The sequence below is a fragment of the Nonomuraea sp. NPDC048882 genome (assembly GCF_040649755.1).
GTDB lineage: Bacteria > Actinomycetota > Actinomycetes > Streptosporangiales > Streptosporangiaceae > Nonomuraea > Nonomuraea maheshkhaliensis.
Genome location: NZ_JBEZGB010000013.1, coordinates 53,867 through 64,041, shown reverse-complemented (window position 1 = coordinate 64,041; position 10,175 = coordinate 53,867). Strand labels below are relative to the sequence as shown.

Annotated in this window: 11 protein-coding genes; 4 read left to right on the top strand and 7 right to left on the bottom strand. The window is 67.6% G+C overall.

The annotated features are described in order from the left end of the window. Positions 1-208: 208 nt before the first annotated feature. From AB0C27_RS38045 to ligD (AB0C27_RS38025), 5 genes are all read right to left on the bottom strand, one after another. Positions 209-442 (bottom strand): DUF3107 domain-containing protein, encoded by a 234-nt coding sequence (locus tag AB0C27_RS38045; protein ID WP_357854664.1) that lies wholly within the window; start codon positions 440-442, stop codon positions 209-211. A gap of 87 nt (positions 443-529) precedes the next feature. Continuing rightward, positions 530-1,150 (bottom strand): TetR/AcrR family transcriptional regulator, encoded by a 621-nt coding sequence (locus AB0C27_RS38040; protein ID WP_346111426.1) that lies wholly within the window; start codon positions 1,148-1,150, stop codon positions 530-532. Between the two features lie 118 nt (positions 1,151-1,268). Beyond that, a complete protein-coding gene (locus AB0C27_RS38035) occupies positions 1,269-1,508 on the bottom strand; it encodes a hypothetical protein (RefSeq protein WP_357854661.1) in 240 nt (79 codons plus the stop codon). Between the two features lie 32 nt (positions 1,509-1,540). Then, positions 1,541-2,413: a non-homologous end-joining DNA ligase gene (gene ligD, locus AB0C27_RS38030; protein WP_357854658.1), complete on the bottom strand. Its 873-nt coding sequence runs from the start codon at positions 2,411-2,413 to the stop codon at positions 1,541-1,543. Then, positions 2,410-3,312 carry a non-homologous end-joining DNA ligase gene (ligD, locus tag AB0C27_RS38025; RefSeq protein ID WP_357854655.1) on the bottom strand — a complete coding sequence of 301 codons (903 nt, stop codon included), beginning with the start codon at positions 3,310-3,312 and terminating at the stop codon, positions 2,410-2,412. Before ligD (AB0C27_RS38025) ends, ligD (AB0C27_RS38030) begins: the two co-directional genes overlap by 4 nt. A 59-nt stretch (positions 3,313-3,371) precedes the next feature. On the opposite strand from ligD (AB0C27_RS38025), the gene AB0C27_RS38020 reads away from it, so the two are divergent. Then, positions 3,372-4,241, top strand: a complete 870-nt coding sequence (locus tag AB0C27_RS38020) for a Ku protein (protein ID WP_357854652.1) — start codon at positions 3,372-3,374, stop codon at positions 4,239-4,241. Between the two features lie 521 nt (positions 4,242-4,762). After that, a complete protein-coding gene (locus AB0C27_RS38015; RefSeq protein WP_357854650.1) occupies positions 4,763-5,083 on the top strand; it encodes a hypothetical protein in 321 nt (106 codons plus the stop codon). Between the two features lie 941 nt (positions 5,084-6,024). Here the strand turns inward: AB0C27_RS38015 and AB0C27_RS38010 are convergent. Beyond that, complete coding sequence (locus tag AB0C27_RS38010) at positions 6,025-6,327, bottom strand: hypothetical protein (RefSeq protein ID WP_357854648.1); 303 nt, start codon at positions 6,325-6,327, stop codon at positions 6,025-6,027. Positions 6,328-6,776: 449 nt separating this feature from the next. Further along, the gene (locus tag AB0C27_RS38005) at positions 6,777-7,136 is read right to left on the bottom strand and encodes a hypothetical protein (RefSeq protein WP_357854645.1); all 360 of its coding nucleotides are present in this window, start codon (positions 7,134-7,136) and stop codon (positions 6,777-6,779) included. Positions 7,137-8,005: 869 nt separating this feature from the next. On the opposite strand from AB0C27_RS38005, the gene AB0C27_RS38000 reads away from it, so the two are divergent. After that, entirely contained in the window at positions 8,006-8,905 is a 900-nt protein-coding gene (locus AB0C27_RS38000) for an alpha/beta hydrolase (protein ID WP_357854642.1), read from the top strand. Positions 8,906-8,948: 43 nt separating this feature from the next. Next, positions 8,949-10,130 carry an adenylyltransferase/sulfurtransferase MoeZ gene (gene moeZ, locus AB0C27_RS37995; protein ID WP_357854640.1) on the top strand — a complete coding sequence of 394 codons (1,182 nt, stop codon included), beginning with the start codon at positions 8,949-8,951 and terminating at the stop codon, positions 10,128-10,130. Positions 10,131-10,175 lie beyond the last annotated feature (45 nt).

Here is a 10,175-nt window from a genome sequence, read left to right as displayed (position 1 = left end):
ACCCACGGCGAAGCCGATGCGGCCCGGTCGTCCGCTCACTGTGGCGGGTCCGGCCGTCCGGCCGTCTCAAGGCAGAGGCCGAACTCGGGCCGGCGTGCGTCGAAGGACGCGCCGGAACCGGGCCGGCGTACGTCGAAGGACGCGTCGCAACTGGCATGACACGGACGCAGGGGTACGGCGGTCGGGCCGCACCCCTGCCGACAAGTCGTTAAAGCGTGCCGCCGAAGCCGACCGGCCGGGATTCGTCCTCGCCGATCTCGATGAACCCCAGCGAGGCCACCGGCACCAGCACTCGCCTGCCCTTCACGTCGGTGATCGAGAAGATACCGCCGCGATCGACGGCCAGCGCGTTTCTGATCTCCTCCTCGACCTGCTCGGAGGTGAGGTCGGTCTCGACAACGAGTTCGCGGTGTACGGACCGTACGCCGATCTTGACTTCCATTAATGGCTCCCTAGTCGACGGGCTGGCAATCCCATCGTGACCGCTCAGGCCGGTGAAAAGGGTGAATGATCGCGGCCAGCGAACGGGTTATGCCGTACGCGGAAAACCGCTGATGCCGCGCCAGGCCAGCCGGGCCATGAGCTGCTCGGCCGCGTCCTTCGGAATCGAGCCCTGGGTGGTGACCCAGTAGCGGGCGCTCACCTCGGCCATGCCGACCAGCCCGACCCCGAGCAGGTGCGCCTCGTCGCTGGTGCAGCCGGTGTCCTCCTGGATGAGCTCGCTGACCATCTCCGCGCACTGGCTGAGCGAGCGCTCGACCCGCTGGCGTACGGGCGCGACGTTGCGCAGGTCGGATTCGAAGACCAGGCGGAACGCCTCACCCTGGCTGGAGACGAAGTCGAAGAACGCGCTGAACGTGGCCTGCACGCGCAGTTTGTTCTCCTGTGTGGAGGCCAGCGCCTCCCTGCACCGGTTGACCATGTCCTCGACGTGCAGGTCGAGCAGCGCCAGATAGAGCTCCAGCTTGCCGGGGAAGTGCTGGTAGAGCACCGGCTTGCTCACCCCGGCCCGATCGGCGATCTCGTCCATGGCGGCCGCGTGATAGCCGTTCTCCACGAACACTTCCTGCGCAGCGCTCAGGAGTTGCCGGCGGCGGGCCAGACGGGGCAGCCGGGTGCCCCGGGGTTTGGCATCCGGGGTTGCGGTCACGCGGGTCTCCATTGCTCTCAGCGGACTGTGCGGACATCCTACGTGCGCGCCGGCCGCGGCCCGGTGACAACGCTCATCGCCGGTGGCCCGTCACGCACATCGCCGGCATCAGCCCAGCTCAGCGGTAGTCATCGTCGTCGAGATCCACCTCGCGGTCCTGGTCGGCCGCGTCGGCGGGATCGACGTCGAGCGGCAGCTCACGGCGCAGCCTGCCGGTCTGTGCGCCCAGCTCTCGCTGCTGCTCGGCGGCGTCCGCCTCCGGCGTCTCGATGGACAGTTCCCCCTCGTCGATCGGCACCTCTGCCTCTTCCTCCTCGATGTAGGCCCGCTCATCCCCGCGAATGTCCATCTCCGACATCTCGGTCCCCTCTCGGTGTGGACGCACCCAGCCTACGCCCGGCGGAAAAGGTCGCCGCGCTTCTCCACTCTGGCGAGTACGTCGGGTGCGGTGAAATCCAAGTCATGGGGGTCTTCGCAGCTCTCCACCTCTTTCCACGTGAGCGGCGTCGACACCGTGGGCCGTTCCCTGGCCCGCAGGGAGTAGGGCGCGACGGTGGTCTTGGCCGGGTTGTTCTGGCTCCAGTCGATGAACACCTTCCCCGGGCGCAGCTTCCTGGCCATCACGCTGACGATCTCGCCGGGATGCTCCTTGGCCAGGAGCTGGGCCAGCCTCTTGGCGTACGCGGAGGGCTCCTCGCGGCAGTCCCAGTCCGCGTACAGCTGCATGCCCTTGTTGCCGCTGGTCTTGGGCACGGCCGTGAGGCCCTCCTCCTTCAGCGCCTCGCGCAGCATGAGCGCCACGCGCGTGCACTCGACGATCGTCGCGGGCGGGCCGGGGTCGAGGTCGAAGACGAGCGTGTCGGGCGGCAGCGCCTGGCCGTCCTCGTCCACGCGCCACTGGGGGACGTGCAGTTCGAGTGCGGCGAGGTTGGCGTAATAGACGAGCGTGGGCAGATCGTCCACGATCGCGAAGTCGATGGTCTCGCGGTTCTTGGTGCTGCCGGGCACGGGCAGGTTCGCCCGCCTGACCCAGCCGGGGGTGTGGTCGGGGGCGTTCTTCTCGAAGAAGGACTGGCCGGTGACGCCGTTGGGGTAACGCTTGACGGTCAGCGGCCGGCCTTGGAGGTGCGGCAGCAGGACGGGCGCGACGCGGCTGTAGTAGTCGATGATCTCGGCCTTGGTGAAGCCGTACTCGGGATAGAGGACCTTGTCCAGGTTGCTCAGCGTCAGCTCGCGGCCGTCCACCTTGACCGGCACCTTCATGGCGTGACCTCCGCGGGGAGCTTGTCGGGGCGCAGACCGCGCCACACGGGGTGGCGCAGCCGCCGCTCGTCGGTCCACATCGTGTAGGCCACCTCCCCGACCAGATCTGGCCTAACCCACCGATTTTTCCACGGAACCTCGTTGCTGAACGGGCTGCGCGGGATCTCCAGCGGCCGCAGCATCCGGTACAGATCGTCGAGGACGGCGTCGGTGAACCCCGTGCCGACGTGCCCGACGTACGTCAGCCCCTCGTCCGTGAACACGCCCATGAGCAGCGACCCGATGCCTCCCGCGCGGCGTCCCTTGCCCGGCTTCCAGCCGCCGATCACGACCTCGCGGACGGTCAGGTTCTTCACCTTGATCCACCAGGGTGACCGGGTGCCCGCCCGGTAGGGCGAGTCGAGCCGCTTGGCGACCACGCCTTCGAGCCCCTGCTCGTACGTGGCGCTCAGCAGGTCGGAGTCGCCGGGGAAGTAGGGGGCCGCGCCGATGTCCAGCTCGTCGAGCAGTGCGCGGCGGTCGCGGTAGGTGAGGTCGAAGAGCGGCATCCCGTCGAGATAGAGCAGGTCGAACGGCATGTACGTGATCGGGTACAGCCGCAGCACGGCCGGCTCCGGGTCGGTCAGGTGCATGCGGTGCTGGAGCCGGACGAAACTGGGCCGGCCCCGGGGGTCCAGCGCCACGAGTTCCCCGTCGATGACCGCGTTCTTGATCCCGAAGCCGTATATTTCCGGATAACGACGGGTGTACTCCACCCCGTGCCTGCCCGTCAGCCGCACACCGCCGTCGAGGTGCAGCAGGGCCCGGATGCCGTCCCACTTGACCTCCAGACCGTACAGATCGCGGTCGGAGGGTAGTTCCCCAGGTACGGCCAGCATCGGTTCGACTGGGTATGGCATTGGTTGCCCCATGACGGGTATGTGCCCAAAGGTGAGCTGATGAGAGCTGAGGAGTGTCCATGCGCAGCATCTGGAAAGGTGCGATCTCCTTCGGACTGGTGACGATCCCGGTCAAGCTCTACTCCGCGACAGAACAGAAGGACGTCTCCTTCCACCAGGTGCACCGCGAGGACGGCGGCAGGATCCGCTACAAGCGCGTGTGCACGCTGGACGGCGAGGAGGTCCCGTACGCCGACATCGCGAAGGGGTACGAACTGGCCTCCGGCGAGATGGTCGTGCTCACCGACGAGGACTTCGAGGGCCTGCCCCTGAGCACGTCGCGCCGCATCGACGTGCTCCAGTTCGCCCCCGCTGAGCAGATCGACCCCATCTACTTCGCCAAGTCGTACTACCTGGAGCCCGACGCGCAGGGGGCGAAGCCGTACGTGTTGCTGCGCAACGCCCTGGAGAGCTCGGGCCAGGTCGCGGTGGTCAAGGTGGCGCTGCGCCAGCGCGAGTCGCTGGCGACGCTGCGGGTCAGGGACGGCGTGTTCGTCCTGGAGACCATGCTCTGGCCGGACGAGATCCGCACGCCCGACTTCGGCTTCCTGGAAGAGGACATCGAGGTACGCGCCCAGGAGCTCAAGATGGCCGAGTCCCTCATCACCACCATGGAGTCGGACTTCGACCCCAGCGAATACCACGACACCTACCGCGAGGCGCTGCAGCAGGTGATCGAGGCCAAGGTGGCGGGCAAGGAGGTCGTCCCGGCCCAGGAGGAAGAGGAGGCCGGGCCCGCGGTGGACCTCATGGCGGCGCTGCGGGCGAGCGTGGAGGCTGCCAAGCGCGAGCGCGAAGGGGCGCCGGCCAAGCCGAAGAAGGCGGCGGCCGGGAAGGCCAAGAGCGAGGAGAAGACTCCCGCCAAGCGCAAGACCCGCAAGTCCGCGTAGGAGTTGCTCGAAGGGCCGGTCGTGCCGCCGGCCTGTCTCACTGAGCCCTGCTGTGCCGCGGGCCTGCTTTCCATCCTTGTACGGCCGCGTAGGCCGCTTCGTCTGTACGGCCGCGTCTGTACGGCTGTGTAGGCCGCCTTGTCGCCGTGTGACGCGTCGCTGAGCTGCTGTGCCCGGAGGTCGATGCGACCCGGTGGGCGGACCGGCCAGGGGATCGGCGGATCGGCCTGGGATCGGCCTGGGATCGGCCACGGCAAGCCGACCGCCATCGCCCCGGCGGCGCTGCTGTGTCGATCACCAAATGGGACATATCAGGATAATTCGTGTTACTTCATTGTATAGCCCTTTAATACAAGCAATAAGATTGTTAATGCAGAGCAAAATGGAGTCGTGCCTGTTTGCTAGGCAATCTGCCGGAAATGACAGCTTGTGGATGACTCTTCAGCGGGCGTCCAAGATTTGTTTCTGGTTATCCGGAAACGTCGAGAACGGGGCAATCGATCCTTTAGGGGGAATACGCAATGCCCAAGCTCAAGAGCGTACTCGCAGGCCTCGCCGTCAGCACCGCGCTGGCCGGCGGCGTGGTGAGCGCGGGAGCGGCGACAACCGCTGCCACCGCCGACGCCGCCACTCAGGTCAGCACCGGCACGTCCGTCCTCACCAACGGCTGCGGCGGTGGCTGGGCCTGGCGCCGCTGCGGCGGCTGGGGCTGGAACCGCGGCGGCTGGGGATGGCGCCGTCACCACAACCACAAGCTCCGCGTCCGGGTTAAGATCCACAACCGCAACTACAACCGCAACGTCTTCCCGAGGCACGAGCGGCACGAGGACACCACTCGTTAATCGGTGGCCGTTCGGGAGTGGGGTCCGTAGCTTTATACGGAACGTTATTCCTTTCTCCTAGCGGTATTCAGGTGAGGGCTCTCCGGCGTTTGCCGGGGGGTCCTCATCCTGTTATTCGCGCGCCCGTGAAAAGAGCGGTCGCCTTTGTGGGTGAGGGCGGCTCGGACGTGCCCGCGTACGGACGCGGGGGAGCGTCCGCCCGGAAGACGCGTCCGGCACCTCATGGCGGTGAGGACGTCGCTGTGAGGGGGTGACGCGCGTGCGCGGCGGGGAGTCGCCCGGCGAGGTCGCAGGGGGGCGGCGGGCCTGACCGGCTCGCGACCCGGCCCTCACGACGACCGATCCCCGCGCCGCCGGCCACCGTCGCACGCAGACCCCGCCCCTGTGTGGAGGGCGGCGGGTCCGCATGAGCAGCGGACCGCCCAGGTGCCCTTGGTCACCGGGCGGACATCCGACGAAGGGGACGCGCCGAACGCTCGCATCGGCCACACGGGTCTTCGGCGTGAGGGGGCGGACGTGCTGGGCGTTCGCGCAGGATGGGTGGAGGTTCGGCGTGAGGGGGTGCGTGTGCCGAGTGCCGGCACACACCGAGTGGGTGCCCGGCCTTGAGGGATTGATGCGCCGAGTGCCTGCCGCAGGTCGGGCAGGCGTGAACGGATGGACACGCAGGGGAAGACGGTCGCGGTGGTCGCGATCCGGATGGACGCGTTAAGTGCCCGGACCGGCCGGGTGGGTGCTCGGTGGGAGGGGGCGGACGTGGTGAGTGCCCGCATTCGGCGGGTGGGCTTCCGGGTCCTCGGTGAGGAGGGCCGGTGCCGTTCGCCGGTGAATGCGGGCACTCGGTGGTGTGCCTGAGCTCATCGCCCGGGCGGTTCATCGCCCTGGGCGGACTCCTCGCCGGCGCGTCAGGCGTGCGGCGGGTTCAGGCAGTGCCGGAGGTGCTACCACCTGTGGCGATCGAAACCGTTGTCGTTGTGGTTGTGGTTCCTGTTGATGATGACGATCCTGATGCGGCCCGGGCCGTGGTGGTGGCGACCCCAGCGCTTGCCGCGGTTCCACCCCCAGCCCCAGCCGCCGCAGCGGCGCCAGCCGCAACCGTGTCCGGTCAGGACTGACGTGCCGGTGCTGACCTGGGTGGCCGCGTCGGCGCTAGCCGCGGTGGTGGCCGCTCCCGCGCTCACCACGCCTCCGGTCAGAGCGGTGCTGATGGCGAGTCCTGCGATGACACTCTTGAGCTTGGGCATTGCGCTTTCCCCCTAAAGGATCGATTGCCCCGTTCAGCCGCTGCAGAGCTGTCCGCGTCAAAGCGAATGGTTCGTACAGCGACTCGGATGACGACTTGCATTTCATCCGTACGGGGCATATTTCCTGCAGAAAGCGCGACAAACCGGACTTACCGGGTTTTGCCCGACACGAGGCATTTCCATGGGGCATGCGACAGCCCATGGGGCATGCGACAGCACGGCACCACGGCGAAAAAGCCGGGAACGGCGATTCCCGGCGGCAGTGACAATGGCCCGAAAACGACGCAGCGAGGGCTCCCCGGCTGTTGCCGAGGGAGCCCTCACCGAGTTGCCGTGGAGACGAGGAGAAATGAAAGCCTCAGGCCGAACCGCGAGGAAAAGCGGACCGCTCCCGAGAACCCGCACTAATGGCGGGCACTCATCCCTGCGCCATCAACGCACGGACTTTGTTACCAGTTCTGCCCGTCACGGCGCTGGTGGTGGTGCTCGTGCTCGTGGTCGTTGATGTTGTGGTTGTCGTTGCGGATGACGATGCAGATGTTGCCGCTACGGTGGTGCCGGCGGTGGCCGCCCCAGCCCCAGCCCCAGCCGCCGCCACCGTGGTGGCCCCTGTTGCAGCGCTGGTGGTGACGACCGTGGTGGCGGTGGTGACGGCCCCAGCCCCAGCCGTCCGACGCGAGGACGGACGTGCCGCTGGTGACCTGGGTGGCGGCGTTGGCCGCGGTCGTCGCCGCGCCCGCGCTGACCATGCCGCCGGTCAGCGCCGTGCTGAAGGCGAGGCCTGCGATAACACTCTTGAGCTTGGGCATTGCGTTTTCCCCCTAAAGGATCGGTTGCCCCGTTCTCGGCGTTTTCCGGATTGCCGGGAAACAGATCTTGGACGGCTGCTGAAGGCTCATCCACGGAATGTCATTTCCGGGCCGGTGGACGGGCAAACAGTCACGACTCCATTTTGCTCTGCATTAACAATCTTATTGCTCGGATTAAAGATTTATCCACTGAAAAGAGTGGATATGTCCGAATCTTCCGCATTTGGCCCGGCCAAGTATGGGCGGCAACGGCCGTCGTCCGGACGTCGAATGACGCCGGACCCTTTTCGGCGCCGATGATGCGCATGCGCGGGCCGCTCACGGAAACAAAAGTCCGCGAGTGAACAATGGCGCGACGCCGGCCATGACAAACGCACGAACAGGCTTGGCCGTTTTCGCCGCAATGGGGATGCGTACCAAAAACCGATGTGCGTCGTCCGGCGCGAGCGGCGGTCATCGTCGAGCGGGAAGCGGCGATCGAGCCGTCCCGGGAGATGTCCGCCGCTGTGCGTGGATCCCGGTCATGACGCTCGCCGGCCCGTTCCGTCTGTTCACGGTACGTGCCTCGGTCGTCACGCTAGGTATCGTCATGCTTTCCGGCAGGGATGGCCATAAACGGCTTACGCCAGCTTTTGCCACAGCCTTGGTGCGTCATGAGATCGCTTAGACATCTATCCAGCGAAAAATCCAGAAACGCCCGAGTCGGGCCCCGGGCCGGCGGCCATGGGAGAGCGGGCACCACGCAGGACGGCGAGCCCTCCACCGATCATGCGCGTACCCCTCCGCACGGAGTCCGGACCCCACCAAGGGCCGATGGTTATCGTGGAAAGACGGGATGAGGCGTTCGAAGGAAACGAGGAGGAGAGATCATGGCCGCGGAGCCGGTCCCACACTGGCCGGGACGCATGATCGGCTCGGTGCACGTCCGATCCACGCCGAAGGGCCCCGCCGAGCAGGCGGTGTTCGTGCACGGCCTGGCGGGGGCGGCGACCAACTGGACCGATCTGATGGACGAACTCAAGGACACCGTCACCGGCCACGCCATCGACCTGCCGGGCGCGGGGTTCTCGCCCGTGCCGCCCGACGGCGACTACTCGGTCGCCGCCCACGCGGGCGCCGTGGTCGGCCTGCTGGAGCACACGGGCCCGGCCCACCTGTTCGGCAACTCGCTCGGCGGCGCGATCGCGGTCAGGGTGGCCGCCTCCCGCCCCGACCTGGTCCGCTCGCTCACGCTCGTCTCGCCGGCCCTGCCCGACCTGCTCCCGAGGTACGGCCCCGTCCGCATCGCCGCGGCGGCGGTGCCCAGACTGGGCGAGTGGGTGGCCGACAGGCTGCGCATGATCCCGGTCGAGCAGCGCATCACCGCGTCCATGTCCTTGGTGTGGGCCGACGCGGGCGCCGTGCACCCCGTACGCCTGCGCGACGCCATCGACGAGCAGCGCAGGCGCGACGACCTGCCGCACGCGGGCGAGGCCATGATCCGCTCCGCGCGGGGCATCGTCGCCGAGTACTTCCGCAGGGGCGAGGACACGCTGTGGCGCCAGGCGGAGAAGGTCAGGGCCCGCACCCTGATCATTCACGGCCGCCACGACCGCCTGGTCCGCCCGGCCATGGCGAGGAAGGCGTACCGTGCGTTCCGGCAGGTCAGGCTGGTGCTGCTGCCGACGGCGGGGCACGTGGCGATGATGGAGACGCCGAAGGTGGTGGCGGCCGAGGCACGCCGTCTGATCAGTGAGACTCGATTGGGGAATGCCCCACTGCCCAGCTAGGTTTCACAGTTGAGATAAGACCCCTGAAACGGGAGCGTAGAACGTGTCGTTGCCACCGCTGGTCGAGCCGGCCGCAGAGCTGACCGTCGACGAAGTGCGCCGCTACTCGCGCCACCTGATCATTCCCGATGTGGGCATGGCGGGGCAGAAGCGGCTGAAGAACGCCAAGGTGCTGTGTGTGGGCGCCGGTGGCCTGGGCTCCCCCGCGCTGTTGTATCTCGCGGCGGCGGGTGTCGGCACCCTGGGCATCATCGACTTCGACGTGGTCGATGAGTCCAACCTGCAGCGCCAGGTCATCCACGGCCAGTCCGACGTGGGCCGGCCGAAGGCCGAGAGCGCCGCCGCCTCGATCCGCGAGATCAACCCGCTGGTCGACGTCGTGATCCACAACACGGCGCTGACGACCGAGAACGTCATGGAGATCTTCGCCGGCTACGACCTCATCGTCGACGGCACCGACAACTTCGCCACCCGCTACATGGTGAACGACGCCGCCGTGCTGCTCGGCAAGCCGTACGTCTGGGGCTCGATCTACCGCTTCGACGGCCAGGCCAGCGTCTTCTGGGCCGAGCACGGGCCCTGCTACCGCTGCCTCTACCCGGAGCCCCCGCCTCCCGGCATGGTGCCGTCGTGCGCCGAGGGCGGCGTGCTCGGCGTGCTGTGCGCCTCCATCGGCTCCATCCAGGTCAACGAGGCCATCAAGCTGCTGACCGGCATCGGCGACCCGCTGGTCGGCCGGCTGATGATCTATGACGCCCTGGAGATGAAGTACCGCGATGTCAAGGTCCGCAAGGACCCCGAGTGCGTGCTGTGCGGCAAGGACCCGTCGGTCACCCAGCTGCTCGACGACTACGAGGCGTTCTGCGGCGCGGTCTCCGACGAGGCCGCCGAGGCCGCCAGCGGCTCCACGATCACGGCGGTCGAGCTCAAGGGCATGATGGACCGCGGCGAGAACATCTACGTCGTCGACGTCCGCGAGCCCAACGAGTACGAGATCGTCTCCATCCCCGGCGCCACGCTGATCCCCAAGGGCGAGTTCCTCAACGGCTCGGCCCTGGAGAAGCTGCCCCAGGACAAGAAGATCGTGCTCCACTGCAAGTCGGGCGCGCGCTCGGCCGAGGCGCTCGCGGTCGTCAAGAACGCCGGCTTCTCCGACGCCGTCCACGTGGGCGGTGGCGTGCTGAGCTGGGTCAAGACCGTGGACCCGAGCCTGCCCAGCTACTGAGGGTTTCTGGGGATGTTCCCCCGACACCCGCTTTAAGGTCGAAGG

What these genes read in the sequence shown, in the direction of transcription:
- AB0C27_RS38045 (WP_357854664.1), bottom strand. Translation starts at nt 442, where the DNA reads ATGGAAGTCAAGATCGGCGTACGGTCCGTACACCGCGAACTCGTTGTC.
- AB0C27_RS38000 (WP_357854642.1), top strand. Translation starts at nt 8,006, where the DNA reads ATGGCCGCGGAGCCGGTCCCACACTGGCCGGGACGCATGATCGGCTCG.
- AB0C27_RS38015 (WP_357854650.1), top strand. Translation starts at nt 4,763, where the DNA reads ATGCCCAAGCTCAAGAGCGTACTCGCAGGCCTCGCCGTCAGCACCGCG.
- ligD (WP_357854658.1), bottom strand. Translation starts at nt 2,413, where the DNA reads ATGAAGGTGCCGGTCAAGGTGGACGGCCGCGAGCTGACGCTGAGCAAC.
- AB0C27_RS38010 (WP_357854648.1), bottom strand. Translation starts at nt 6,327, where the DNA reads ATGCCCAAGCTCAAGAGTGTCATCGCAGGACTCGCCATCAGCACCGCT.
- ligD (WP_357854655.1), bottom strand. Translation starts at nt 3,312, where the DNA reads ATGCCATACCCAGTCGAACCGATGCTGGCCGTACCTGGGGAACTACCC.
- AB0C27_RS38035 (WP_357854661.1), bottom strand. Translation starts at nt 1,508, where the DNA reads ATGTCGGAGATGGACATTCGCGGGGATGAGCGGGCCTACATCGAGGAG.
- AB0C27_RS38005 (WP_357854645.1), bottom strand. Translation starts at nt 7,136, where the DNA reads ATGCCCAAGCTCAAGAGTGTTATCGCAGGCCTCGCCTTCAGCACGGCG.
- AB0C27_RS38020 (WP_357854652.1), top strand. Translation starts at nt 3,372, where the DNA reads ATGCGCAGCATCTGGAAAGGTGCGATCTCCTTCGGACTGGTGACGATC.